Source organism: Schaalia sp. lx-260, from assembly GCF_021083645.1.
In the GTDB taxonomy this organism is placed as follows: Bacteria; Actinomycetota; Actinomycetes; order Actinomycetales; family Actinomycetaceae; genus Pauljensenia.
This window is the reverse complement of the sequence record NZ_JAJNRQ010000001.1, coordinates 205,468-230,826: the sequence shown is the minus strand read 5'-3', so window position 1 is coordinate 230,826 and position 25,359 is coordinate 205,468. Positions and strand designations below refer to the sequence as shown.

22 protein-coding genes, 1 tRNA gene and 1 riboswitch are annotated in these 25,359 nt (G+C 49.6%); of the genes, 8 read left to right on the top strand and 15 right to left on the bottom strand.

Features of this window, described 5'->3' with window-relative positions; translation table 11 throughout:
- Positions 1–490: 490 nt before the first annotated feature.
- The 4 genes from LRP57_RS00945 to LRP57_RS00930 form a co-directional block, all read right to left on the bottom strand.
- Positions 491–563, bottom strand: a tRNA-Arg gene (locus LRP57_RS00945).
- A gap of 262 nt (positions 564–825) precedes the next feature.
- Positions 826–1,758, bottom strand: coding sequence for a universal stress protein (locus LRP57_RS00940; RefSeq protein WP_231204164.1), 933 nt, complete (start codon positions 1,756–1,758; stop codon positions 826–828).
- 205 nt (positions 1,759–1,963) lie between these two features.
- Positions 1,964–2,719, bottom strand: coding sequence for a C40 family peptidase (locus tag LRP57_RS00935; RefSeq protein ID WP_231204162.1), 756 nt, complete (start codon positions 2,717–2,719; stop codon positions 1,964–1,966).
- Between the two features lie 2 nt (positions 2,720–2,721).
- Positions 2,722–2,848, bottom strand: a riboswitch (cyclic di-AMP (ydaO/yuaA leader).
- A gap of 121 nt (positions 2,849–2,969) precedes the next feature.
- Complete coding sequence (locus LRP57_RS00930; RefSeq protein ID WP_231204160.1) at positions 2,970–3,656, bottom strand: metal-dependent transcriptional regulator; 687 nt, start codon at positions 3,654–3,656, stop codon at positions 2,970–2,972.
- Between the two features lie 224 nt (positions 3,657–3,880).
- Here LRP57_RS00930 and serC point away from each other — a divergent pair, with 224 nt between their 5' ends.
- Positions 3,881–5,029: a phosphoserine transaminase gene (gene serC, locus LRP57_RS00925; RefSeq protein WP_231204158.1), complete on the top strand. Its 1,149-nt coding sequence runs from the start codon at positions 3,881–3,883 to the stop codon at positions 5,027–5,029.
- 383 nt (positions 5,030–5,412) lie between these two features.
- On the opposite strand, the gene LRP57_RS00920 is transcribed toward serC, so the two are convergent.
- The 3 genes from LRP57_RS00920 to LRP57_RS00910 all read right to left on the bottom strand — a co-directional run bounded on the left by LRP57_RS00920 (position 5,413) and on the right by LRP57_RS00910 (position 8,080).
- On the bottom strand, positions 5,413–6,864 hold the full coding sequence (locus tag LRP57_RS00920) for an NCS2 family permease (protein ID WP_231204156.1): 1,452 nt from the start codon (positions 6,862–6,864) through the stop codon (positions 5,413–5,415).
- An 87-nt stretch (positions 6,865–6,951) separates the two neighbouring features.
- Positions 6,952–7,692: a DUF3027 domain-containing protein gene (locus tag LRP57_RS00915; RefSeq protein ID WP_231204154.1), complete on the bottom strand. Its 741-nt coding sequence runs from the start codon at positions 7,690–7,692 to the stop codon at positions 6,952–6,954.
- Between the two features lie 10 nt (positions 7,693–7,702).
- Positions 7,703–8,080 (bottom strand): cold-shock protein, encoded by a 378-nt coding sequence (locus LRP57_RS00910; protein WP_231204152.1) that lies wholly within the window; start codon positions 8,078–8,080, stop codon positions 7,703–7,705.
- Between the two features lie 392 nt (positions 8,081–8,472).
- Between LRP57_RS00910 and LRP57_RS00905 the strand changes: the two genes are divergently transcribed.
- A complete protein-coding gene (locus LRP57_RS00905; protein ID WP_231204150.1) occupies positions 8,473–9,066 on the top strand; it encodes an NYN domain-containing protein in 594 nt (197 codons plus the stop codon).
- Between the two features lie 105 nt (positions 9,067–9,171).
- Here LRP57_RS00905 and glpK read toward each other — a convergent pair whose 3' ends face one another.
- Positions 9,172–10,692, bottom strand: coding sequence for a glycerol kinase GlpK (glpK, locus tag LRP57_RS00900; protein WP_231204148.1), 1,521 nt, complete (start codon positions 10,690–10,692; stop codon positions 9,172–9,174).
- Between the two features lie 106 nt (positions 10,693–10,798).
- On the bottom strand, positions 10,799–11,557 hold the full coding sequence (locus tag LRP57_RS00895; protein ID WP_231204146.1) for an MIP/aquaporin family protein: 759 nt from the start codon (positions 11,555–11,557) through the stop codon (positions 10,799–10,801).
- A gap of 329 nt (positions 11,558–11,886) precedes the next feature.
- Here LRP57_RS00895 and LRP57_RS00890 point away from each other — a divergent pair, with 329 nt between their 5' ends.
- From LRP57_RS00890 to LRP57_RS00870, 5 genes are all read left to right on the top strand, one after another.
- Positions 11,887–12,834 carry a sugar-binding transcriptional regulator gene (locus LRP57_RS00890; protein WP_231204583.1) on the top strand — a complete coding sequence of 316 codons (948 nt, stop codon included), beginning with the start codon at positions 11,887–11,889 and terminating at the stop codon, positions 12,832–12,834.
- A gap of 304 nt (positions 12,835–13,138) precedes the next feature.
- Positions 13,139–13,927, top strand: a complete 789-nt coding sequence (locus tag LRP57_RS00885) for a (Fe-S)-binding protein (RefSeq protein WP_231204145.1) — start codon at positions 13,139–13,141, stop codon at positions 13,925–13,927.
- Between the two features lies 1 nt (position 13,928).
- Positions 13,929–15,461 (top strand): lactate utilization protein B, encoded by a 1,533-nt coding sequence (locus LRP57_RS00880; protein WP_231204143.1) that lies wholly within the window; start codon positions 13,929–13,931, stop codon positions 15,459–15,461.
- Entirely contained in the window at positions 15,458–16,120 is a 663-nt protein-coding gene (locus LRP57_RS00875; RefSeq protein WP_231204141.1) for a LutC/YkgG family protein, read from the top strand. The genes LRP57_RS00880 and LRP57_RS00875 overlap by 4 nt, the downstream gene beginning before the upstream one ends.
- Positions 16,121–16,287: 167 nt before the next feature.
- Positions 16,288–16,989: an ATP-binding protein gene (locus LRP57_RS00870; protein ID WP_231204139.1), complete on the top strand. Its 702-nt coding sequence runs from the start codon at positions 16,288–16,290 to the stop codon at positions 16,987–16,989.
- Here the strand turns inward: LRP57_RS00870 and LRP57_RS00865 are convergent.
- The 4 genes from LRP57_RS00865 to LRP57_RS00850 all read right to left on the bottom strand — a co-directional run bounded on the left by LRP57_RS00865 (position 16,983) and on the right by LRP57_RS00850 (position 22,859).
- Positions 16,983–17,723: a DNA alkylation repair protein gene (locus LRP57_RS00865; RefSeq protein ID WP_231204137.1), complete on the bottom strand. Its 741-nt coding sequence runs from the start codon at positions 17,721–17,723 to the stop codon at positions 16,983–16,985. The genes LRP57_RS00870 and LRP57_RS00865 overlap by 7 nt on opposite strands.
- Before the next feature lie 181 nt (positions 17,724–17,904).
- Positions 17,905–20,229, bottom strand: coding sequence for a 5-methyltetrahydropteroyltriglutamate--homocysteine S-methyltransferase (gene metE / locus LRP57_RS00860; RefSeq protein ID WP_231204135.1), 2,325 nt, complete (start codon positions 20,227–20,229; stop codon positions 17,905–17,907).
- Positions 20,230–20,323: 94 nt separating this feature from the next.
- On the bottom strand, positions 20,324–21,385 hold the full coding sequence (locus LRP57_RS00855; protein WP_231204133.1) for a methylenetetrahydrofolate reductase: 1,062 nt from the start codon (positions 21,383–21,385) through the stop codon (positions 20,324–20,326).
- 448 nt (positions 21,386–21,833) lie between these two features.
- A complete protein-coding gene (locus tag LRP57_RS00850; protein ID WP_442984700.1) occupies positions 21,834–22,859 on the bottom strand; it encodes a zinc-binding dehydrogenase in 1,026 nt (341 codons plus the stop codon).
- Between the two features lie 202 nt (positions 22,860–23,061).
- On the opposite strand from LRP57_RS00850, the gene LRP57_RS00845 reads away from it, so the two are divergent.
- Positions 23,062–23,475 carry an MmcQ/YjbR family DNA-binding protein gene (locus tag LRP57_RS00845; protein ID WP_231204130.1) on the top strand — a complete coding sequence of 138 codons (414 nt, stop codon included), beginning with the start codon at positions 23,062–23,064 and terminating at the stop codon, positions 23,473–23,475.
- On the opposite strand, the gene LRP57_RS00840 is transcribed toward LRP57_RS00845, so the two are convergent.
- Together LRP57_RS00840 and LRP57_RS00835 are read right to left on the bottom strand one after the other, a co-directional pair.
- Positions 23,367–24,551: a glutamate--cysteine ligase gene (locus tag LRP57_RS00840; protein ID WP_231204128.1), complete on the bottom strand. Its 1,185-nt coding sequence runs from the start codon at positions 24,549–24,551 to the stop codon at positions 23,367–23,369. The two genes, LRP57_RS00845 and LRP57_RS00840, sit on opposite strands and share 109 nt — an antisense overlap.
- A gap of 14 nt (positions 24,552–24,565) precedes the next feature.
- Entirely contained in the window at positions 24,566–25,282 is a 717-nt protein-coding gene (locus LRP57_RS00835; RefSeq protein WP_231204126.1) for a glutamine amidotransferase-related protein, read from the bottom strand.
- Positions 25,283–25,359 lie beyond the last annotated feature (77 nt).

Sequence of the window (25,359 nt, the reverse complement as noted above, 5' to 3'; positions counted from 1 at the left end):
TATATACACAAAATTTTTACACGTGATACATAATTTCTGTTTCTTTACAAGGAATAACTATCAAATAGCATGCTTATTTATACATAATACAGATTATTTATACTTTTATTTTGGGGGAGCTGCCCCTCGTAAAGGGTAAAGGCCTTGAGGGTTCGCATACCAAATATTCAACATCATGTTTCCTCATATCTTAGGTAAACAACATGCGCATGAAACAGAAGTCATTCAGCGCTGCGAGCGCCTGCCCAGATCGAAAACTTCATTGCACTCACTGCGCTCAGCAAACTCAACTTATTCACGAGGGCAGTCTGACGGTTCACTTGCACAAATAAAGATAAGTTGCATCCCGTGCACCACAGTTCTAACCATACAAAAGGCAACGCAAGGGCTTACTAGGGACGAGCCTTCAGTTCCTGAGCACACTTTTGATTGTTAGCAAATATAATCCCAGCACTTCAACATTGTAAAACATTGAAATACTGGGAGTTTGTGCCCCCGAGACGATTCGAACGTCCGACACCCGCTTTAGGAGAGCGGTGCTCTATCCCCTGAGCTACGAGGGCCTTGCAATTTCCTTACGCAGAAGAAATTACTCAGCTATTTTAGCATCCTCAGAAAGTTTTCTTTCCTTGCCCTTCCATGCGCCGCAAGCAAAATACCTCAGTCGCTTTGCCACCGTGCAATACTCACATCCACGCAGCAGCTCATCGTCAAAGCACCTGAAACACACGCCAAAACCACAAACAGAAAACTACACACTCCCCCGCAACGTTTCCATATCCACATGCAAGGGAATGTGCAGTCCCCATCAACAGAACAAAGTATCTATCGGCGTTCCCACACTGTCCCTGGATGAACAGGTTCATGATTCTTCATACGAGAAGGAACAATCATGACTGGGCAAGTCGAATGATGAAGCACTGTTTGCGAAGTTGAGCCAAGGAGGACTCCAGCAAAACCACCCCGACCACGCGTACCCACCACAATCAAATCAACTGCTGTTGAAAATTCGATGAGTAGCGAAGCTGGGGAACCATCTAACACATGGCGCGCAACCTTCATATCTTTACCGTCACACGCTGCATCCACTGCCTGCGATAGGCTTTGACGAATATCATCCAAAAGAGCACGCCGATCAACTGCCGTCGGCAGCCATGACATCATCGTGCCCCCTGAAGCCAGAGGCACCGCAGAAACCGCTGTCAAACGCGCATCCCATACAGCAGCCTCAGCAACCGAATGTTTCAAAGCAACAGAAACAGCCTCCGAACCATCAACACCAACAACTATTCGTTCAATCGGTGTGAATTTCTTTCCGGAAGTATGCCGTGGAACAACAACTACTGGACAGTGCGCATGAGCAGGTAAAGAAGCAGACACTGTACCTAATAAGCGGTCAGCAAAACCACCCCGACCACGCGAACCCACAACAATCAAGTCCACTTCACGGGACATTTCCACCAAAATACCTGCAGGATCACCCGCTTCTACCGAGGAGGACACATGCTGAGCACCACGTTCACGAACATATTCCATTGCCTCATCAACAACCTGCTGCGCACCACGCCTCAGAGCATCATCATCAATAACCGTATAACCAGCATCAAGTGCCGCAGCAGAATACGAAGCAACAGCGTATGTGCACATCAAGTGAATCCGAGCTCCTGTACGTAAAGCACGAGCCGTTGCCCACGATGCAGCATCAAGGCTCTCCTTCGAGCCATCAACACCGACAAGGACGACTTCCGTAGTAGCCATAAACTCCTCCTTGTGATCTAAGTCATTCTATTGTGCCTGATCTTTCTGAAAATCTCTCAAGAACAGCACTGCCAATGCTTCAGTTAAAAATGAATACCCTCCTGCGCTTGCCCACATTACCGGCATAAGCCAGAGAAAAATCCAGACAAAAATCAAGGGACTGACCTCAACGGCCAGCCCCTTGCAAAGAATAGTGAAAGACACATCAGTAACGAACGAAACTGTCATATCCCCATATCGGTTGAAGCGTCACGGTTGTACCCGGAACAGTTGCCTCGATCACCATGCCATTACCAGCATAAATACCAACATGACCATATGCATGCCATACCAAATCACCTGGCTTAGCTTCCGCATAGGACACCTTGGTTCCTGCAGCACCCTGCGCACCTGAAGTACGCGGAATACCGATGCCCGCCAGACCGTACACATACTGTGTGAAACCTGAGCAGTCAAAACCAGCTGGGCTGTTCCCGCCGTAAACATACGGGCTTCCCACCAAGGACATGGCGATTGATACGATATCGCCTCCTGCGGCATTTGCGGCTACGGCTCGTGCCGTGGCAGCTTGCTGCGCCACATCAGCGCGCACAGAATCACGTGAAGCAGCTTCGACAGATTGTTCTGCCGTAGTTTCAGGGGCTTGCACAGTAGGTGCTTCAGCAGAAGCAGAAACCTCATCAGCAGCAGTCCATGCGATATCAGGAACAGCAACCGTTGCCGGCGCATGCGTTGCCGTCACCGTTGCAGGATTAACAGCGGCCTCTCCTACCTGTTGAGCAGGCGCAGCATTGGCGGCCCCACCTACAACGGCAGTCAAAGCAAGACCTGTCACAGAAGCAACAGCAGTTGATCGTGATGAGGACAGATTCAATGAAGTAACAGTGTCAGTGAGCACTTCAATAGGCATCACTGGACGACGAACCTTGCGGTGTCGCGCCTGATACTTAGGCTGTGTCAAATGTTTTCTCCTTTTTCACCCTACGAGGTAAGCTGTCGGATTCGGGCAGGAGAGCCCGGTTCGGTTTCCCAAACTTCACCCCAAGACCTAATGGTCGCAGTGGTTCCCCCGTGTTGGACTTTTATTTTCTTGTTCTCCAGTAGTCCAACTTCGGTAACCCGGAAACAAGCCTGTTCAAATGAACTACTACACATAGTAGCGACAGCAGCAGTAAATGTCACATCTTTATAACGGTAATGTTACGTAACACTCACTCAACGGCAATAAACATATGTGGACTCAGGACCAATGGAATACACACCACCGCTTTTTCACCCAAAGTATCCGCATCTTCACAGTTACGGACCAGCACCTCATCAGCAGAAGCCGATTCAACTTCTACCCAGCTTCCTGGACGAATTCCCGCCGCGTCAAAAGCCTGAAGAATAGAACGCTCCGCTTGTATAGGCTCACCAATGCGTACAACTCGCCCACGTGTAGGTACCGATGCCCTCACAGCCAGTTCAACAGATAAACCTTCTGCCGGGTGCGACTCCCCATCAATCGGATTACCGTACGGGTCAGATGTCGGCGAGTTCAACAAAGTATGTAAACGCTGTTCCACGTGCTCTGACATGACATGCTCCCAACGACATGCCTCATCATGAACTTCGGTCCAATCTAAACCAATAAAGTCAGATAAAAGACGCTCAGCCAAACGATGTTTACGTAAAACGCTGACAGCACGAGCACGTCCCTGCTCCGTCAGTTCTAAACGCCTATCCCCTAACACATGCAACAAACCATCACGTTCCATTCGGGCAACAGTTTGCGACACGGTTGGCCCTGAATGGCCTAAGCGATCAACGATACGCGCACGTAAAGGCGTAACACCATCTTCTTCCATTTCTAAAATGGTTTTCAGATACATTTCTGTAGTGTCAATGAGATCGGGCACGAGAAGGCTCCTTTTCGCTCATTTCAGCTGTATCAGGTTTATGCACAGAATAAAGCCCTTCGTCAGTTATCACATCTCCATTTTCTTAAAATACGTATTTTCATTGAAATATCAAGACTTTTCGTTATTTCATTTACGAAAAGCACAGTAAAGCCGCACACGGAAATCCGATCACTCCGTGTCACGCAATTCTTTCTCAGCCTCTGCGCGATACAGTCAGATACATGACTGTGACGCTTCCTGCCGATATTCTTCCATCCGATGGGCGCTTTGGGTGCGGCCCTTCACGTATTTTTCCACAGCATATTCAGGCCATTAATGATTCAGGTCTAATGGGGACTTCCCACCGTCAAGCCCCGGTGAAAAACCTCGTTGCTTCTGTGCGGGCAGGTATCCGTGAACTCTATGCGCTGCCTGATGGGTGGGAAGTTGTCCTTGGCAACGGTGGGGCAACCGCTTTTTGGGCTATCGCCACTACTTCCTTGGTTCAACAGCAAGCATGCCACGGTGTTTTCGGTGAATTTGGGTCAAAATTTGCTGCTGAAACTCAGGCTGCCCCTCATCTGGACCCCTCCATTATTGTCGAGGCGCCAGCAGGCCACGTTGCCTTACTCAGCGGGCATGAGAAATCTGATTCCCCCGCGGGCCTCCACGCTGATTTTGTAGCACCTGATGTTTTCGCGCACCCACATCATGAAACATCAACAGGCGCTCTTTCACCAATACGTCGGATAGGTAATAACGAGCAGCTCCTCCTCGTTGATGCCACCTCGATTGCCGGAGGCATCAATGTTGATGTTACTCTCTGTGATGCCTACTATTTTGCCCCTCAAAAATGTTTTGCTTCGGACGGGGGCTTGTGGATTGCATTGCTGAGCCCCGCAGCGCAAAAGCGAGCGCATGAATTACATGCTGCTAGCGACCGTTGGATGCCTCAGTTTTTAGATTTATCGTTGGCTATCAATAATTCTGTCAAAGACCAGACACTCAATACCCCTGCTTTAGCTACGTTGATTATGTTGGATCAACAAATTCAATGGATGCTTGCAGAAGGCGGCCTCGAAGCAATGGAAAAACGCAGTCGTGCCGCTTCCCAGGTGTTGTATAACTGGGCAGAAAATTCAGAAGACCTTATTACCCCCTTTGTACAAAAGGAAGAATGGCGTTCCCCTGTCGTCGTAACCTTAGATTTTAACGATTCCCTATCCGCAGGCCATATCGCGCGTATCCTGCGGGACAATGGTGTTGTTGATGTTGAGCCTTACCGCAGTCTGGGTCGAAATCAACTACGTATTGCGACTTTCCCTTCAACTTCTGTTGCTGATGTGGAAGCCTTAGTTGCCTGTATAACGTACATCATCGAAGGCATGTAGCTCCACTACTGCCCCAGCAATATTCATTTATTGCCTGATCGCAGGCAATAACACTGTGGGAAATACAGTGTTACTTGTGTTGTCAGTGCGGGCTAGGTCCTCGTTTTTTCATTCCCTACAAGGCTGCCACGACAGGCACCGTAAAAGAGGCTCACACCCCTACGAGTAACGACCAGCGAGCAGCGAAAGTTTCACCTATCCACCCGATGAAAGGCGACGATAAGGGAAGCAGAAGTATGATTCACAGTGTCTTTCCTGAATGTTTTATCTCGCAATCAGACAGTTCGCCATGTCCAAGAAATAGCATGATTTAGTCGCCAATATAAGAAGTACGCCCCTTGCGCCATTTGGTCACAAGGGGCATACATATAACGTTTAGTTCATCAGCCAAGCAGAGCGTGTTGGATAGGTCCAAGCACGAAGTAGAAGATGAACAACAGCGAAGCAACCCACATAAGCGGGTGGACTTTCTTTAAGTGCCCTTGAGCAACCTGGATGACGCAGTAGGTAATGAAACCAATACCGATGCCAACCGTGATCGAGTAAGCGAAAGGCATGAAAGCAATCGTGAGGAACGCAGGGATTGCGATTTCAGGCTTTGTCCACTCAATATCAAGGACCTGAGTCATCATGAGGAATCCGACGAAAACCAGTGCAGTTGAGGCGGCCTCTGTAGGAACCAGTTCAACCAGTGGCGACAGGAAAGTAGACAGGAGGAATAAAACACCTGTGACAACCGAAGCCAGACCTGTACGCGCGCCTTCACCGACACCTGCTGATGACTCAATGTAAGAGGTGTTAGAGGACACGCCGCCGACACCGCCAAGGATTGCAGCAATAGAGTCAATGAACAGGATGTGCTTGGAACGCGGAGGATTACCTTCCTTATCAATCAAGTGTGCTTCAGAGCCGATAGCAACCATTGTGCCCATCGTGTCAAAGAAGTCAGCAAGCATGAGAGAGAAAATCAGCAGAACAACCGCGAGCGGGCCGATCTTTGTGAAAGCCCCAAACATGTCAACCTGCACAAGCGTTCCAAATTGAGGAACAGCAACAGGGGAACCCGTGATTTCAGGGATTGTTTGACCCCAACCAGTCGGGTTTTCCTTAGTCTTTTGCCCTAAGTGCAAAAGTAGTTGTAAGACAATCGCTAATACTGTTGAGGACAGCATACCGATCAGGATTGCGCCCTTGACTTTGCGGATGTACAGAACAATTGTCAGCAGCAGGCCGATAACAAAGACGACTGCTGGCCAGCCAGCTAGCGACCCATTCACACCAAGCTGAACAGGTGTTCCGCCCGGACGAATAATGCCTGCATTGATGAGGCCGACGAATGCAATAAAGAGGCCGATACCTACAGAAATAGCGGTTTTAAGCTGCAATGGAACTGCGCGAAAAACTGCTTCACGGAAACCAGTTAACACAAGGAGGGTGATGAGGATACCTTCCCACACAATCAGACCCATAGCTTCCTGGTAGGTCAGACCTGAACCAAGAACAAGGGTGAAAGCGACCATTGCGTTCAGGCCCATGCCTGCCGCTAAAGCCATCGGGAAGTTTGCGACAACACCCATGAGGATAGTAACAATGCCGGCAACGAGAGCGGTGCCGGCAGCGATATCTTGCGTTCCAAAGGCTGAACCTTCTGGTAAAGCAATCGACAAGATCAGAGGATTAACGACCAATATGTACGCCATTGCAAAGAAAGTGACGAAACCGCCGCGGATTTCTTGTGCAATGGTGGAGCCACGTTCGGAGACGTGGAAAAACTTGTCAATCGAATTGACAGGCGCTTTGCTCTGGGATTGAGCGTTCTTTTGCTTAGTGCTCACGAAGAAAATCGTGCACGTTTTAGTTTTCTAATGCAAGGCACACATAGCTTTTTCTGAGACAATACCGTAAGTCGTGCTCAATATCACTTAGCTCAGCTTTTCAGTTTCCACTGAAAAATCGTTGATACGTGAGGGGCGAACCGTCCAATCTGAAGGAGTTTTCGGAGCATCCGTCTCAGAATGTGCGCCGCACGCATGGTCTAAACTCACTACGCGACCATCATCTTGCGACCACTCATTTGCACAGACCCCGAAAACACTACGCATAGAACCGCTCATTTTCATCAAAAAACCGCACGTAGAGCACGTATCTTTCGGTAGCCTACCGCGCCGAGGACCCTGATCTGAACGGTACCAGCGTGAAGCTGCTTGACTGATTCCTTCAGCTGAAAGCACACGGACACGACCGTATCCTGGTTCGTTTGCGCCATAGACCTCTAAATTTTCGTCCGCGCTTTCGTAGTTTGGTTCAAGACGCTCATCATGGGCGTTGTAGGGAATTGTGTCCTCACGCCCATAGTCGCCCGGACGTAAACGCTGTTCCCACGGTATCCATTCGGGAGCTAAAAGAGCACCTTCGGCTGGCAGCATGTCGATTTCGCATATTGTGACAGTGCGCGAACGTGGAGCACGTGCAACACTTACCGCCCAGCACCAGCCACGATAACCGGGTTTCAGAGAGTGAAAGAAATGCGTTCCCAGGCGTTCAGCTTCCATGACGAAACCACAATGGTCGCCAAGGTGTTCCTCTGAAATAAACTCAGCTACAGCCTCACGTGCCACTAAAGTTGCCGAAGCTAAAACTTCATCGATGCGAATTTTTCGCACGCTCTTAGTCTTAGGCATCAAAATCCTCAGCTACTGCCCGTAAAACTTTCGCAATCTTTGGGGCATTGTCAGGATATTTTCCACGACGCAGCGCTCCTGAAGATGCGTCTAAAAGTTTAATGAGATCCTCAACAACAGGCACCATCACTTCTGGGCGTCGCCGCTGATTACGAGCAACAGAAGGCTGTTCTGCAAGGAGTCTCACTGACAAGGCCTGTGGACCTTTACGACCGTCAGCAACGCCGTATTCCACGCGCGCGCCTTTACGAGGTGCCGACAAATCTACAGGGAGCGCAGAAGCATGGAGGAATACCTCAACACCATCATCACCATCAATGAAACCAAAACCGCGTTCTGTATCAAAAAATTTAATCCGGCCGGTGGGCATATGGCCCTCCTCTCATCGTCTCCCCGCAGGAGGGCTTCCCGCCGGGTCCTAGGTAAGAACCCAGGGTGTCTTTTCTGGTTGTTCACAGCCGCCATCAGAAAGGCCGCCTTGAAACTCCGTATTAATGATAGGTGCAGGGCACGCATTGAGCACAGCAAGTGCGCAATCACATATATCATTTCGCCGCACCATTCACGTAAAAAATAGTGTGTGGACCTATCTCAGCGTTTTATCACAGCAGTTCACAGGGAATATTACCCACGTCAGAGGGCATTACAGTAAACTATGCTCCATCGTACTGCGGTGTGCATTCAGGCCATCGTGTTATGAAAAATAAATAAAGATACGGCACATAAAACGTGTCGATATACGCGAGATAGGTTAAAAAAATAATGGACGCATGTGGGCAGCCTTCCCTCGAGGACAAGACTGAAAAAACATATCTGGTCATTGATGGCGAAAATATTGACACTACTTTAGGTCTATCCGTCCTTGAAAGACGACCAAATTCTGAAGAACGTCCCCGCTGGGATCGGGTCATTCAAGCGGCCAGCAACCTATGGGGACAGCCAGCTTCGGGACTATTTTTTCTGAATGGATCTTCTGGTTTTTTACCGATGGGGTTTGTTCAGGCTCTTACCGCAATGAATTATCGAGCTATTCCCCTATCTGGGCCTGAAGAAATCAAAGTAGTTGATGTGGGTATTCAACGTACCCTTGAAGCAATTGGGCAACTTGAATCAGGTTCTGTGATTTTAGCCAGTCATGATGGGGATTTCGTTCCTCAATTGGAGGAACTTTTACATTCGGGCCGCAGGGTCGCGGTCATGGGCTTCAAAGAATTTATTTCAAGTCACCTGCAAGATTTACAGGAGGAGGGTTTAGAGATCCTTGACTTGGAATACGACGTAGAGGCCTTCCAAGTGCATTTACCGCGCTTGAAGATCATTGATGTGGATGATTTTGATCCTTTCGATTTCCTGTAGTGAGTAGGTATAGGTGTGCCCTGCCGTTTGTTTACGGCAGGGCACACCTGTCATTGGATGCGGCGGTGGATTATTTTAGCGCCGCATCCAATGGTTTTTTCCGTGTTATTTCACGTCTTCGTCAACCCAGTCGAATGTGCGTGTCACTGCTTTCTTCCACAGGCGGTACAAGCGTGCGCGTTCGTCCTGTGCCATTGCAGGTTTCCAACGTTTGTCTTCAGCCCAGTTGTCGATCACGTCTTGTTCACCTGACCAGAAGCCCACAGCAATACCTGCCGCATATGCTGCGCCCAAAGCTGTTGTTTCAGCAACAACTGGACGAACAACATCGACACCAAGCTGATCGGCTTGGAACTGCATCAATGTTTCATTTGCAGTCATACCGCCATCAACTTTCAGGGCAGCGAGTTTCACACCTGAATCAGCTTCCATTGCGTCAAGGACTTCACGTGTCTGGTAAGCGGTTGCTTCCAAGACTGCGCGTGCAATATGTCCACGGTTCACGTAACGTGTCAGGCCAACGATGGCGCCGCGCGCATCAGAACGCCAGTAGGGGGCGAATAAGCCCGAGAACGCGGGAACAACATATGCTCCACCGTTGTCTTCCACAGAGGTTGCGAGTTCTTCGATTTCCGGTGCGCTTTCGAACATCTTCAAGTTGTCACGTAGCCACTGGACCAATGAGCCAGTTACAGCAATCGAACCTTCAAGAGCATAAACAGTGTCAGCTTCACCGATCTTGTAGCAAACCGTGGTCAGCAGGCCGTTCTTGGAAGGAACGATTTCTTTACCGGTGTTCATAATCATGAAGCAGCCCGTGCCGTACGTATTCTTTGCCATACCTACGTCGAAACATGCTTGGCCGAAAGTTGCAGCTTGCTGGTCACCGAGGATACCTGAGATTGGCACACCTGCGAGGAGTCCTTGTGGTCGTCCCACACCGTATGTTTCTGCGGATGATTTAATTTCTGGCAGCATTGAGGGCGGAATGGTCATATCTGCCACGATCTTTTGATCCCAGTCAAGGGTCTTCAGATCCATCATGAGGGTACGTGACGCGTTGGTGACATCTGTTACGTGAATACCGCCGCTTACACCGCCTGTCAGGTTCCAGACAACCCACGTATCCATTGTGCCCATCAGCAGGTCGCCACGTTCTGCCCGTTCGCGTGCGCCTTCAACATTGTCAAGGATCCATTTGACCTTGGGGCCAGAAAAGTACGTAGCCAGAGGCAGGCCAACGATATCTTTGTATTTATCAGGGCCGTCTGCGCCACCAAGCTCATCGACGATTTCCTGTGTACGAGTGTCCTGCCACACGATTGCGTTGTAGACAGGTTCACCAGTATTTTTATCCCATACAACCGCTGTTTCACGTTGGTTAGTGATACCGACTGCGGCAATTTCTTCTTTATTTGTTTCGCCTTTTGCGAGCGCTTGAGCAACTACTTCACGAACATTTGTCCATACTTCCGCTGGGTCGTGTTCAACCCAGCCAGCACGAGGGAAAATTTGTTCGTGTTCTTTCTGGCCCACTGCAACGATACGTCCAGAGTGATCGAATAAGATCGCGCGGGACGATGTTGTGCCCTGGTCAATTGCGAGTACGTACTTTTTTTCAGACATTGAGTTACCTTTCTCGTTTCCACGTCATCGTGATACTGAGGGATTGATGAGGCTCACTTACATATCCGTATGGGGTATGTGCAAGTGAGCCTCACCCTGCGAAATATTATGAGGCCAAGCCAAGAATTCCGAGGCCGTACACGAAAACCGTTGCGATGACTGCACCGATAATCGGACCAACCACAGGAACCCATGAGTATCCCCAGTCTGAGCCACCTTTGCCTTTAATCGGCAGGATTGCGTGAGCGATACGTGGGCCAAGGTCACGCGCAGGGTTGATTGCGTAACCAGTGGGGCCACCAAGGGAAATACCGATGCCGACAATGATGACGGCAACACCAAGCGCACCTAAACCGTTTGCGTTCTGTGTGACTCCTGAGACAAAGACCCAGATAATAAGGACTGCTGTACCGATGGCTTCAGTAAAGACGTTCCAACCGTAGGAACGAATCTCTGGACCTGTGGAAAATACAGCGAGTTTAAGTGCCGAGTCGCAGTTCTCATCAAAGTGCTTCTTGTAGGTCAACCATACGAGGACTGCACCAGCAAAAGCACCAAGGAATTGTGCGAGGATGTACACAGCAACATTGGCAGCGGTCACTGGGACGTCACCACCAAGTGTCACCGTGTGATCAAACATGTAGGCGACAACTTTAGCGATTGTTACCGCAGGATTGAGGTGGCCGCCAGTGGAGTATGCGACATACACACCGGCAAAGACAGCGAAACCCCACCCAAAGTTGATGAGGAGCCATCCTCCACCGTTTCCTTTGCTCTTAGGAAGGAGATGGTTTGCGACGACGCCACCACCAAGGAGCAACAGCACCGCAGTTCCAAGGAACTCCGACAAGAAAATTGACAGCATTGTGTTCTACCTTTCTCCAATGCTTCATTGCACTGGTCACCAAGAAGCGAGGAGCTTCTTGTGTCAGCCTTAAGTGCTAACAATCATTCATTTCCAATAACCGTCCACGATCATGGGAAGTGAATAATGTGAACGCTTACAGTATCGCAATTTGTGAAAGAATTCGATGCCATTTGCACAACTGTTCACGACAGGGAAAGTATAACGCTCATATGTGACCCAGTGCTCATAGTGAAGAAACGAACGTTTTCCCAACGCATAAGCACACACGTGCATGACACAATGTGACTGTGAGCACCAGAGACGAACAGGCACACGAAGCCGCCTCCATGTACTACCTCCAAGGGCAAACGATGGAAACCATCGCGCGCCACTTAGGAATTTCACGCTCCTCCGTTTCACGCCTCCTCTCACATGCGCGCGACACCGGACTCGTCCGCATCTCTGTTCCCCCATCCCCCAGTATTCGTGGAACTCTCGCAGGACAAATCAGCAACCTATTCGCAGTCAATACCTCGGTTGTCCCCGTCCATGACGTTCACACAGAAATCAACCGCCTACACAATGTGGCCCTTGTCGCAGCCGAACGACTCATCGACCTCATGGAACCGGGAGCCACACTTGGAATAGCATGGGGAAATACAACTTCCGAAATCACTCGATGCCTACCGCACGTCCATTTCCCAGGCTCCACAGTTGTACAGCTCAACGGTGCAGCAACCGCCACAGAAAGCGGAGTCCCCTACGCTGATGCCATCATTTCGCGCGCAGCCACCTCACTCGGGGCACGGATGGTGCACTTCCCCGTCCCCGCTTTCTTTGACTACGCCTCAACAAAAGAAGCCATGTGGCGAGAACGCGCCATCACCTCGGTCCTCAAAACCATTGACCAATGCACCGTCGCCCTTTTCGGCGTTGGCTCAATGTCTGCCAGACTCCCCTCGCACGTGTACGCAGGTGGCTTCCTTGAACCCGAAGAAATAGCGGCTGCACAAGCCGATGGACTTGTCGGAGATGTCTGCACCGTACTCTTACGCGAAGACGGCTCCACAGACCACGAACTAAATCAACGCGCCTCAGGACCGACACCTGATACTTTGAAAAAAATACCTAAACGCCTCTGCGCAGTTGCTGGAGCATCAAAAGCATTACCGCTACTTGCCGCTTTACGTTCAGGAGTAGTCACCGACCTTGTTCTCGACGACGGTGCAGCACGCGAACTCCTTGACCTTGTCCGATATAAAACACAAAAGCACAACCGCCGATCAGTGCTGTAACACCTCCGTATTTTCTTTTACAGAGGCAGTACGAGCACTACCTGCCCCTCCGTATCAAACGCCCTACCCGCAGATTCTCGAATTTTCACACAACGAGGACGAGCGCACGTCAAAACAGATTACAAAACTCACCTTTTATTAAAAACATCCGTGATACTTATTTCACGAGTCACTGCACAGGCACGCGCGATAAAAACATTGATTTTCCAACCAAAAAATATGCGCACACAAATGTAAAAATAACGCGCTATTTTGAAGCTATCCCCGCCACAAGACGGGAGTTGACTGGCTCAAAGGAAAAAATATGCGAATCGCATTATTTGCTACGTGCATTGGGGACACCATGTTCCCACAAGCACCACAGGCCACTACTCACCTACTTGAACGACTTGGCCATGAAGTAGTTTTCCCAATATCGCAAGCATGCTGCGGGCAAATGCACATCAACACAGGATATTTCCCTGAATCTGTCCCCCTCATCAAAAATCACGTCAAAACTTTCGCCCCCGTACTTGACGGCGAATGGGATGCAATCGTGGTTCCCTCAGGATCATGTACAGGATCCCTACGTCACCAGCAAGAAATGGTCGCAAAAAACCAAGGAATGCCCGGCATGGCACGAATGGCAGCACGTATCGCTGAACATACGTACGACCTCTCCGAATTTCTTGTTGACGTCCTTGGAATAACTGATGTCAACGCTTACTTCCCTCACCGCGTGACATACCATTCCACATGCCATTCCCTACGCATCACACGTGTAGGCGACCGCCCTCTCCAGCTCCTACGCGCAGTTGAAGCAATTGACCTCGTTGAACTTCCTGAAGCCAAAAGCTGCTGCGGTTTTGGCGGAACTTTCTCGATGAAAAATTCCCAAACATCAACCGCCATGCTCACCGATAAAATGAGCAACGTCATTTCAACCCGCGCAGAAATCCTTACCGCAGGCGACTACTCCTGCCTCATGCATATTGCGGGCGGCCTTTCACGCGCCCGTGCCGGCATACGCGCTATGCACCTAGCAGAAATCCTTGCAGGCACCCGTGAAGAACCTTGGGAAGCCCCTGTGACAACAACGAAGTTGGGAATCTGACATGACACGCACATCAAATGACAACCACACCTTGCAGGAACGTCCCTCAGGAAATTGGGCACCCTCAGTACCCGCACCGGATGACCCGCTGAAATGGGGAGAACCCTTCCCTCAAGCAGCGCAACGTACCCTCCGGAACACGCAGATGCGACGCAACCTCGGACATGCGACACGCACAATCCGTAATAAGCGAGCCATCAGAGTTTCCGAAATGCCCGATTGGGAACAGCTTCGCGTAGCAGGTTCAACCATTAAAAACTATGCAATGACGCACCTGCCTGAACTTCTCGAAGAAATGGAAAGGAACGTCACCGCGCGTGGAGGCATTGTCCACTGGGCAAAAGATGCTGAAGAAGCCCGCTGCATTGCCTACGAAATTGCTGCCTCACACGGAGCTGACGAGGTTGTTAAAGTCAAGTCAATGGTTACCCAAGAAATTGGGCTGAACGAATACTTTGAAAAACGCGGTATCCGCGCGTGGGAAACAGACCTCGCTGAAATGATTGTCCAACTCTCAGACGATATGCCCAGTCACATCGTTGTTCCAGCAATCCATCGCAACCGCTCTGAAGTACGAGCAATTTTTGCTGACCGTATGGAAAATGCGCCAGAAAACCTCTCTGACGATCCTGCAGAACTGACCGCAGCAGCACGCGCACACCTACGCCGCAAATTTTTGCAAGCAAAAGTTGCAATATCAGGCGCCAATATGATGATCGCAGATTCTGGGACACTCGTTGTTTATGAATCTGAAGGAAATGGACGTATGTGTCTGACACTGCCAGATACACTCATTTCCATTGTTGGTATTGAAAAAATCGTTCCCACATACCGTGACTTTGAAGTGATTGGGCAACTCCTGCCGCGCTCTGCCACCGGTGAACGTATGAATCCCTACACAACATTGTGGACCGGTGTCACACCGGGTGATGGGCCTCAAGAATTCCACCTGATTTTGCTGGATAACGGTCGTTCAAAAGTACTCGCTGACCCTGTTGGACGCCAAGCCTTGCATTGTATTCGCTGCGGTTCCTGCATGAATGTATGCCCCGTGTATGAGCATGTAGGTGGGCACGCCTACCAGAGCGTCTATCCTGGACCAATCGGCGCAATTTTAACCCCGCAGTTACGTGGCGCTTTCACACATCATGATCCTGCTTCCACATTACCTTTCGCCTCATCATTATGTAACGCGTGCTTTGATGCATGTCCGATGCGTATTAATATCCCCGAAGTCCTCGTGGAACTACGTCATCGCGCTATTGAAGCTAACCGTGGTGGCATACCAACTGCGTGGGATATCGCAATGAAAGCAGCATCAGTCCCCATGTCGAATGGCCGGATTTTAGGTAGCGCAGGAGCGATACTTCCTATAGCACGCGCAGCCGCAGGGAAAGGCCAACGTTTCGTTCATTTACCGTGGCCTGCAACAGCTTGGTCTGATACACGTGACATTCCTGCGCCGCCAAAACAAACCTTCCGTTCGTGGTTCAGTGAACATAGTGCAGATTCTGATAAGGGAGGCCAAAAATGACTGATAAAGCAACATTTTTAGCAACAATTCGTCAGGCTTTGGCTGCATCCGCAGATGCTGCTCCAGCAGATACAATTATCCGCGATTACCGTGTAGAAACCGATGAAAAACCTGGTTCACCTGCGGTGATTGCTGAATTTGTCGAAGCTTTAGAAGATTACGACGTTCAAGTACTACAAGTAGAATCCAAACAGGTACCCGAAGCAATTGCTCAGTTCTTGACTGATACGCACTCACACAGCGTAGTTGTTCCCGAGGGTTTGGATCCTGAGTGGGCGAAAGCTGCTGCGCGTAATGGACGCGCGCTCTGCACTGATAGTGCTGAAAACCCCGTCAACAAAATGGATCTGGCACATATTGATGCAGTTGTTACCGCTTCACGGACCGCTGTTTCATTGTCAGGTTCCATTGTTTTAGATTCACAACCCGATCAGGGGCGACGCATTATCACTTTGCTTCCTGACGTACATGTATGTGTTGTACGCTGCAGTGACGTGCAACCCACTGTAGCTCAGGCTGTCAGTATTTTAAGTAAGCATCCTGAACGTCCTACCACATGGATTGCAGGCGGTTCAGCGACCTCTGATATTGAATTGGTTCGTGTCAATGGGGTCCACGGTCCTCGTACACTGCGAGTCGTCCTTGTGACAGATTGCTAACTTTTGTTCCTGTGTGTGGGCGTGTACATGATGTATGCGCCCACACATTTATCTTTATATGCATGTGTTCCGCTCATTTTCGTTACCTTCACCCTCGTATAGGCTTTCGTTTCACAGCCTCCCCTTCAAAAGCCCCGGAACATACTCCACAGCGGCACACACAAACAGTGACGAACTCTGCTGCCGATCCACAGCCACCCATGCATAGCGCATACGATACGCATATGGTTGATACTCCACCTGCTCACAGTAATGATTCTGAGCGTCAGCACTCACTTCGGGCGAAAGTTATCATCCTTACTGGTCCTTCAGGATCTGGGAAAACATCTATAGCCGCGCGTACCGGCATCCGCTGTCTTTCTTTGGACCATTTTTACAAAAATGATACAGACCCGAATATGCCACGAATACGTTCAGGACTCATCGACTGGGATAACATTACTTCGTGGCATAAAGAACAGGCTTTAGCAGCCCTCATACACATATGTCACAACGGATACGCGCAGATCCCTACATACGATATTGCGTTGAATCAACGAATTGGCACATATGAGTGGTCATTATTGCCTGAAGAAAAAGTTTTCATCGCGGAAGGCATTTTTGCTTCCCACTTGGTGCAAGCCCTACGCAATGCAAACGTATTAGCAGATGCTGTATGTATTTCGCGTTCCCCCATACGGAACATGTGGTTTCGTTTCCTACGTGACCTGCGTGAAGGCAGGAAAGCTCCGCATATTTTATTTTTCAGAGGGATCCGTTTGGCTTTTGAGGAGCCGTCAAAGATTCGCCACTGGGTTGCTCGCGGGTGTCGGCCTCTTTCAAGCCTGACACAAGCTGAGAAAGTACTCATCAGCCTACGCGATCAGTGATTGCGCGTTTTCATCCTCAAACGTAGTTCTTTAAGCCATATGCGATCTTCATTGGATGTTTTACGGCTTTCAAGAATTTTACGGAGGGTGTATTTTTTCAATACGATTCGCTCATTTGGTCCTTCAAGGAAAGAACGAATATGCAGCGGTTCCTTTTCAAAGACTGTGGCTAAGTACCATGCGCAGGCCATTGTCACATAGTAGTTGCCATCGCGTTGGGTGCCGACGCGGAAAAAATCGCTCGATAAATGAATAATCCGGCTCATGTCTTCATCTACGAAGAAACCTTTTTGCGCGGCAAGCAATAAAATAACAATACCGACCCGCACAGAATAATAGTCGCCGCTTTCAAGCCAACGGTACGCATATGCGCGCACGCTCTCTGGACGCTCATATACAACACGCGGATTTACCGCGTCAGCTACCATCCAGTTATCAACATATGGCAAGAATTCTTCCATTTTCTGTGCCCATATATCAGCATCTGTTATTTCGTTAAGCAGCATCATATGGACCAGATCTGCTTCAACAACAGGATGCGGTAAAGCTGCAAGAAACACCTGATCGCTGTAATCTTTTTGCAGATTTCGCACGGTTTTTCGCAAGTTACTCATAGATACTCCCACAAAGCGTTCAGGAGCAATTGTGGGAACAAGTTTCGCATTGAAACGTGCTCGTTCATCATGCGCGTAAGCGCTAAGTGCCGCAAGGAAAGTTTCATGAATCGAAGTCACACACACCATATTCTCATCCTCACGTGCTTTGGACTATACCTTAGGAGCCTCCGTCGCTTCATTTCCTTGAAATGTTCAGCATAAAAGCAAGGTGCGAACCCACATGAGATGGATCCGCACCTTGCGCTATTCGTCATTTGGGCAGCGATAGGCAGTATCACCTACGACCCACGCCAGGACCTTACGAGTTCGCTAAAGATTCACGTACTGCTTTCCCAGCTTCCACCATATGAGTCAGCGAAGCAATGACCTGTTCGTAATTACGAGTCTTTAAGCCACAGTCAGGATTAACCCATACGCGCTCAGCTGGAACTGCTTGTACCGCTTCTCGCAGTAGTTCTGTGAGTTCTTCAACGGTGGGCACACGCGGAGAGTGGATATCGTAAATACCTGGGCCTATTTGCCGTTCAAAACCGGTTGCTTCCACTGCGGGCAGAACTTCCATATGCGAACGTGCAGCTTCCAAAGAGGTGACATCCGCATCCAAAGCGTCAATTGCATCAATTACTTCACCAAACTCGGAATAGCACAGGTGCGTATGAATCTGCGTGTCTGGTCGTACTCCGCTGGTTGCCAAGCGGAACGAGTTCACGGACCAACGCAAGTATTCTTCTTGTTCTGCGTGACGTAAAGGTAAAAGTTCACGTAAAGCTGGCTCATCCACTTGAATAATAGCAATCCCTGCTTCCTCAAGATCACGCACTTCATCACGCAAAGCAAAGGCAACTTGATCTGCTACGTGAGCAATCGGAAGATCTTCACGTACAAACGACCACGCAAGAATTGTTACCGGCCCTGTGAGCATACCTTTTACTGGACGGTCAGTCAGTGACTGCGCAAAAGTACTCCACTGGACTGTCATGGGGGCGCTTCGTGTCACATCGCCCCACAAAATTGACGGCCTTGTGCAGCGTGACCCGTAAGACTGGACCCAACCATTACGTGTGACGTCGAAACCGTCAAGTAGTTCCGCGAAATACTGAACCATGTCATTACGTTCAGGTTCGCCGTGAACCAGCACATCAATATCCAGTTCTTCTTGCAAACGGATCACGCGAGTCACTTCGTCACGCATGGCCTTCTGGTAGGCGGCATCATCAAGTTCGTGACGCGCGTGAGCGGCACGTGCCTGACGAATTTCCACGGTTTGCGGGAAAGAACCAATGGTTGTCGAGGGCAGGAGCCTCAAATTTAAGCGTTTTTCTTGCGCTTCACGACGCACGTCGTAGGCACCGCGGTCACGATCTTTTTCGTTCAAAGATTCTACGCGAGCACGCACATCGGCTTTATGCACTCCTGGGGCGCTGGCTCGTGTGTGCTGGGCTTGATCGGCAATGTCAAGATCCTCAGCAATTGCCTGTGGCCCTTCGTGTAGTCCTTGAGCAAGGGCCACAACTTCACGTACTTTTTCTTCCGCAAATGCCAACCACAGATGTAAATGGTGATCCAAAGTAGCGTCTTCCCATTTTTCAACAGATGTCGTGTAAGGCACGTGTTGCAAGGAAGTTGATGTTGACACTGACAAAGCCACGCCTGCGGGAAGTTCATCGCGCACCGTGCGAACGGACTCTAAGGTGGCGCGCAGGTCAGATCGCCAAATATTGCGACCATTAATTACGCCAGCAACCAGTGTTTTTCCTGCAAAATCAGCGAAAGACGGATATTGTCCTGCAACTGCATCCACATGAATGGCTTCCACTGGGGTATGCGCTAGGGCTTCGACAGCTAGACGAGCTTCACCGTAAGGCGTGGTCACCACAATATGTGGGCGAGTTGCGACGGCCCCTAAACGATCATAAGTATGACGTACAAAGTCGCACGCTTGCTCAACGCTCACACCTAAGTTGTCGCTGGTCAGCGCTGGTTCATCAAATTGAACCCACGGGACACCTGCTTCAGCTAAATCAGCAAGTAAAGCCTCATAAGCATTCACGACATCATCGAGGCGTGACACCGGTTGGAAATCTTGGGGAGCGTCAGCAGCAGGTTTTGACAGCAGCAGGTATGTCAAAGGCCCAACGATTGTGGGTCGCACAATGAAACCTGCTTCCTTTGCTTCAAGGAAGCGTTGTACTGGCCAGTTTGACGCATAGGAGATGGGCGTATCTGGAGCGATTTCAGGGACAAGATAGTGGTAGTTCGTGTTGAACCACTTTGTCATTTCGAGTGGGGCAACCGCGCCTTCACCACGTGCTAGGAGGAAATATTGTTCAAGCTCCGTGTTTTTTTGCTGTGCACGGAATCGTTGAGGGAAAGCTCCCAAAAGGAAAGTCGCGTCGAGGACTTGGTCATAGTAAGAGAAAGAAGCAGGTATTGCGCTGTCTTCTGTAAGTCCTAGTTCTTTGAGACGTTGATACGTGTCGATACGTAAATTCGTAGCGATTGTTTCTAATTCATCACTGTTTATACGACCGGCCCAGAAAGACTCAACTGCTCGTTTTAATTCACGGTTGGCACCGATTCGCGGGTAACCAACAATTGTTGAGGCGGGGAATGTCGTGCTCATTTTTCTTATTTCTTTCTTGTGAGTAAGGGACAGTTTTTACGTATGAGTAAAGGACGGTCGGTTCAGGGTAGATATTACAGGGAGGACTCCTCGGCTAATAAGTCGCCGCAGCGGGAGTGTCGTTTGCGCTATGCGGAGTCCAGTCGCAGCGGCGCGGTTGTAGGTTCGGTGACACAGTTTCACCGATGAGGTGCGAATGTTGCAAAATTGCGAGTGTCGGTTCAGCTTGGTTATAGGTGTACAGGTGTACACCGGGGGCACCAGAAGCAAGTATGTCACGTATCAGGGTTGCGGCGGCTTCCACACCGATGTGGAAACAATCAGCTTTATTTGCTTCCTCTAAACGACGCAGCAGTTTCGCATCTGCTTTTACTCCTGTGAGTTCTTCTACACGTCGTAAGCGTTGCGGGTGTGTGGGAGGCAAAATGCCGGCAAGGATCGGAATAGTAACTCCGGCAGCGCGCGCTTCGTTTACAAAGTCAATGTAAATATCAGAGTGATAGAAAAGCTGCGTAATCGCAAAGGAAGCGCCTGCCGCTTGTTTTAAGAGAAGTCGTTCCACTTCCTGTGTGGGTGTAGTTCCTGCTGCAGGATTTCCTGCGGGGAATGTGGCAACTGCAATGATGAGGGGATGGATTACGCCTCGCAGGACGTTACTTGCAGAATATTGGCAGCGATAGTATTCGCGTTGTTTCAGTAGCGTGATGAGTTCAAGGGAAGACGTGAGTTCATCTGCCATGCGCACACCGTTACGGGGAGGGTCACCACGTAACGCCAAGAAAGCGCGAACTCCGTTGGCAAGGTAGTTGTCGATTACGGCTGTTGTTTCTGCACGCGAAGCACCTACACATGTTAGGTGAGCAAGTGAACGTTGAGGAGCAGTGCGCACAAGCCGAGTGATTACTTCTTGTGCGCTGCCGCGGTTGTGTCCGCCAGCGCCGTAAGTCACTGAAATAAAATCCGGGAGGGTTTCTTCTAATGCTGCCACTGTGTTCCAAAATTGTGGAATCGTATTTTCAGATCGCGGTGGCATCAGTTCAAATGAGATTGTCGGAGCAGCGGCAAAGCAAGGGCTTTCACGCGTTTCACTTTGTAAATGCTCATTTTTCAGATCACGGATAGCGTTATGCTCGTCTGTGACGTTCAGCGATGGCATGGTTTTCTCCGGAGTACCTAGTAGAAGCTCAGTGGGTACGGGACAGAGCCGAAAGAATTTGTTGGGTCTGTTCGAGTTACTTTGAGCTACACATTCGCATTCGCAGATATACGCGCCCTGCGGTGGGTGCGGAGTTATCTGCGGTAAAGAACATGGTTACTACCATGACTTAGTAGTGGGGAAAGTATGAAATCGTCTCACTCAGTGAATACATGTAAAGAGATCATTAGTGACGATTATGCCAACCTCAATTCATTATATAAAGTTTTTAATTAGAAAGATCTACAGTAGATTAAACAATAAAACGCTGTAGCATTACGATCGGAGACCCGCATGTGAGAATCTCAATGCGCAGATAATTTCATAGTGCAGAAAAATAACGTGTGACCTGCTATAGCAGGTCACACGTTGAGGACGCGCTCAAAATTTTCAGAGGCCCCGCCCCTGCTTACACTTCAAGTAACACTTTGATTTCTTGGCGTTCATCCATTGCTTTATAGCCTGCAGGGGCTTCATCAATAGGAATACGCTTTGTAAAAACACGTCCTGGCTGTATTTCCCTGCGCTGAATACGTGCAATAAGATCCGGTAAAAAACGACGAACAGGTGCCGGCCCACCTAAAAGATGCACTTGAGAAAGGAACAAGTCCCATCCATTAATCATTTGATCGTGAGACACTCCAACAAATCCGACATATCCGCCCGGACGACAAGAGGCAAGTGCTTGTTCCATTGATTCTTGCGTCCCAACTGCTTCACATACCCCGTGAGCACCTAAACCATGTGTCAGTTCTTTTACTTTCTGCGCACCCTCAGCGCCACGTTCAGCAATGACAACATCCGCACCAAATTCACGAGCAAGGGCAGCCCGGTCCTCATGACGAGAAAATACGATAACTTTTTCGCTCCCTAGGGTTTTTGCTGCTAAAACAGCGCATAATCCCACCGCTCCGTCACCGACTACTGCGATTGTTTTTCCCGGACCGGCTTGTGCAGCTACGGCTGAAAACCATCCTGTGCCCAGCACGTCAGAAGCCGCAAGATAGTCAGCTAAAAGTTCTGGATCCTCCGGTTTTCCACCGGGGATAACAACAAGAGTGCCATCTGCTTCTTCGATGCGCATGTACTCGGCTTGACTTCCTGTGTAGGATCCAGCGTGAGCGCAACGCGAAGGGTATCCAGCTACACAGATTTCACATGTGCCGTCAGAAACCATAAAGGAACCGACAACAAAATCACCTACTGCTAGGCTTTTCACGCCTTCACCTATTTCAACGACCGTACCAACGTATTCATGTCCCATAGGTCGGTTATGCACCGGAGTTTCATCAAGGTCACGATAGGGCCACAGGTCAGAACCACAGATACAGGCAGCAGCAAGGCGTATGACTGCGTCACCTGCTTTTACTACGCGCGGCACAGGGACTTTTTCAACAACAACGTCACCTGGCGCACGCATTATTACGGCTTTCATTTCCTCTGGAATGGTAACGGATTCTTTTGAACATACACAGTCAGTCATTATAACCTCCATTATATTCTATTATGTGTTACATGATGATTCCTATATGCAGGTACCGTACAACATAAAGCTCACTTGAGGTCAAGCCAACAGATCAAGACACATGATTGAGCTACACATGCGCAAACACCGCAGCTTTAAGGGAAGGTTATAAATGGACGGGCAGGCCCTCTATCAGATTGCAACAAAAACAGCGCTGGAATTACCGGGCAGTGAAATATACGACTTCGCGCCCCAATGGAAAGCAGCACGAGTAGGCGGAAAATGGTTCGCACTGTTCACCATCCTTAACAACGAACACCTAGTCACCGTCAAAGCTGACCCCGCAGAAGCTCGCGCACTTATCCAAGAATTCACCGGTATAACCACCGGCTACCACATGAACAAGAAGCACTGGATTTCCTTACACCCTGACCCTGATCTGGACGGGCAGCTCGTCACTGAACTTGTGATCGAGTCCTACCTCATTGTTGTTTCACTCTTGCCCCGCAGCGAGCGCCCAGTAGACCCTGCAGATAATTCACGTGCTTTAAGTGGGCGTTCTGCTTGCATTTCTGCGCGCATATGACTCACCACAGCATCTAATGACCCGGAATTGAGCTGCGCAACCTGACGCAAACGTTCATAAGCTGCGCCCTCGCGGATGATCTCCAAGGTTCCAGCGAGTTCATTCAGGCAGCCGAGTTTTTCCGCAGTGGGTTCGAGTTGCACAATCAGTTGCCTCAGAGTGTCTTTCACAGGTTCTTCGTTACCGTGTTCGTCAATAATTAGCACAGCATCCATACCGTAACGCGCAGAACGCCATTTATTTTCAGATACGAACCAGCTTGGCACAGAAGGTAGGTCCCGCCCTGCTTCGTATTCATTCGAGTAAAAATCAACGAGGCAGTGAATCAAGGCGGCAATGTAGCTCAGTTCAGCCATATTCGTATTTGCGTCTGCCACACGGATTTCGAGCGTCCCCCATCCTGGGGCTGGTCGCACATCCCATCGCACTTCATTGAAATGACGTATTGTGGAGGCTTGTTGCATCCCCTGCGCAAAATGTTCGAGTTCTTCCCAGCGGTCAAATTGCAGTGGCACACCAGCCGTGGGGAGCTGTTGGAAAAACATGGAACGATTCGAGGCATAACCTGTATCTGTTCGACTCCAAAAAGGCGAGGAAGCTGAAAGGGCTTGTATGTGATAGGCCCGCGTAAGGACAGCTTTAAGCAGGGGGAGGACTTTTTCCCTCTGGTCGATACCTACATGCACATGGGTGCCAAATATCAGCATCTGTCGGCCCCAGTATTGTGTGCGTTCCACTAGTTCTGTGTAGCGTTCTTTGTCAGTAACACGCTGATACGCCGGGTTAGCAAAAGGGTGGGAACCTGCGGAAGCCAGTTCGATACGTAATTCATCGGTAATATCGGACAGTATTTCTAAACCTGTACGCAAGTCGCCAACACAACCTGCTACATGCCTGTGAACACCGGAAGTGACTTCCACCGTATTCAGTAACATTTCGCTTTGTATGAAAGGTTTTCCTGCTACTCGATCAACAATGTAGGCGGCGCTTTGACGTAGGTCATTGGAGTCTTGATCGATGAGTTGCAGTTCCCATTCGATACCAATTGATGATTGTGGAGAATGTGCGAATTCCATTGTTTCCCCTCTCTTTAGCGTTGGTATCTTTGAGTAAAAGCGGGGATGAGTCCATGTTCCGTATGGACTGAGGTGCATGCGCTCAGAATGTCCTCGTATTCGGCGGGATCAAAGTAGACACCTACATAGTGTTCAATACGCAGTCGAATACCGTATGTGTCAATTTCGGGGTGGTGCTGGGTGCCGTATATGTTCTGGCCGAAACGTCCAAGGTGCACAGGAGTTGTGGGCGAGGATGCGAGAACAGTCAATCCGTCCGGAATGTCAGCAAGTGATTCCGCATGAGCGACATAGTTATAAAAAGAAGGCGGGAGCTGTCCTGTCAGAGGGTCTTTTTTTCCTTCTTCTGTCAAGGTAATCGGGTAAGCACCCATATTTTCAGGGTGGGCGCTTGTCAGCGTTCCACCTGCGGCTACGGCAAGCATTTGCAGGCCGAAACACAGTGCAAGTGTTGGAAAATCTGCGGCAAGGAGGCGTTCACATAGGCGTAAGAGGTGTTCTTCTGTCCAACGCTGCGCATCTGTTTTTTCGGTGGAAAGGAAATTGTAGGGTGAGCCTGTAATGATGACACCAGAGTATAAGGAAAAGTCCGGTAGGGATACGGATGGCTGGTCTAGGGTTAGGGGGACAAGACCAGAAGCATCCAGGTGTCCAAGCTTTCGTAAAGCTCGTTGCTCATCATTTGCGATTTTTCCCGAGGGGCGGGCTACCGCTACAAGAAAGGGCCTCACAAAGTGCGAGACTAACAGTTCATATGTTGCTGCGCCAGATCTGTCCGGTAGGTAAGTTTAAGTAACGTCCCCGCGAT

What these genes read in the sequence shown, in the direction of transcription:
- LRP57_RS00940 (WP_231204164.1), bottom strand. Translation starts at nt 1,758, where the DNA reads ATGGCTACTACGGAAGTCGTCCTTGTCGGTGTTGATGGCTCGAAGGAG.
- serC (WP_231204158.1), top strand. Translation starts at nt 3,881, where the DNA reads ATGACTGTGACGCTTCCTGCCGATATTCTTCCATCCGATGGGCGCTTT.
- LRP57_RS00910 (WP_231204152.1), bottom strand. Translation starts at nt 8,080, where the DNA reads ATGCCCACCGGCCGGATTAAATTTTTTGATACAGAACGCGGTTTTGGT.
- LRP57_RS00905 (WP_231204150.1), top strand. Translation starts at nt 8,473, where the DNA reads ATGGACGCATGTGGGCAGCCTTCCCTCGAGGACAAGACTGAAAAAACA.
- glpK (WP_231204148.1), bottom strand. Translation starts at nt 10,692, where the DNA reads ATGTCTGAAAAAAAGTACGTACTCGCAATTGACCAGGGCACAACATCG.
- LRP57_RS00895 (WP_231204146.1), bottom strand. Translation starts at nt 11,557, where the DNA reads ATGCTGTCAATTTTCTTGTCGGAGTTCCTTGGAACTGCGGTGCTGTTG.
- LRP57_RS00890 (WP_231204583.1), top strand. Translation starts at nt 11,887, where the DNA reads ATGTACTACCTCCAAGGGCAAACGATGGAAACCATCGCGCGCCACTTA.
- LRP57_RS00885 (WP_231204145.1), top strand. Translation starts at nt 13,139, where the DNA reads ATGCGAATCGCATTATTTGCTACGTGCATTGGGGACACCATGTTCCCA.
- LRP57_RS00880 (WP_231204143.1), top strand. Translation starts at nt 13,929, where the DNA reads ATGACACGCACATCAAATGACAACCACACCTTGCAGGAACGTCCCTCA.
- LRP57_RS00875 (WP_231204141.1), top strand. Translation starts at nt 15,458, where the DNA reads ATGACTGATAAAGCAACATTTTTAGCAACAATTCGTCAGGCTTTGGCT.
- metE (WP_231204135.1), bottom strand. Translation starts at nt 20,229, where the DNA reads ATGAGCACGACATTCCCCGCCTCAACAATTGTTGGTTACCCGCGAATC.
- LRP57_RS00855 (WP_231204133.1), bottom strand. Translation starts at nt 21,385, where the DNA reads ATGCCATCGCTGAACGTCACAGACGAGCATAACGCTATCCGTGATCTG.
- LRP57_RS00850 (WP_442984700.1), bottom strand. Translation starts at nt 22,859, where the DNA reads ATGAAAGCCGTAATAATGCGTGCGCCAGGTGACGTTGTTGTTGAAAAA.
- LRP57_RS00845 (WP_231204130.1), top strand. Translation starts at nt 23,062, where the DNA reads ATGGACGGGCAGGCCCTCTATCAGATTGCAACAAAAACAGCGCTGGAA.
- LRP57_RS00840 (WP_231204128.1), bottom strand. Translation starts at nt 24,551, where the DNA reads ATGGAATTCGCACATTCTCCACAATCATCAATTGGTATCGAATGGGAA.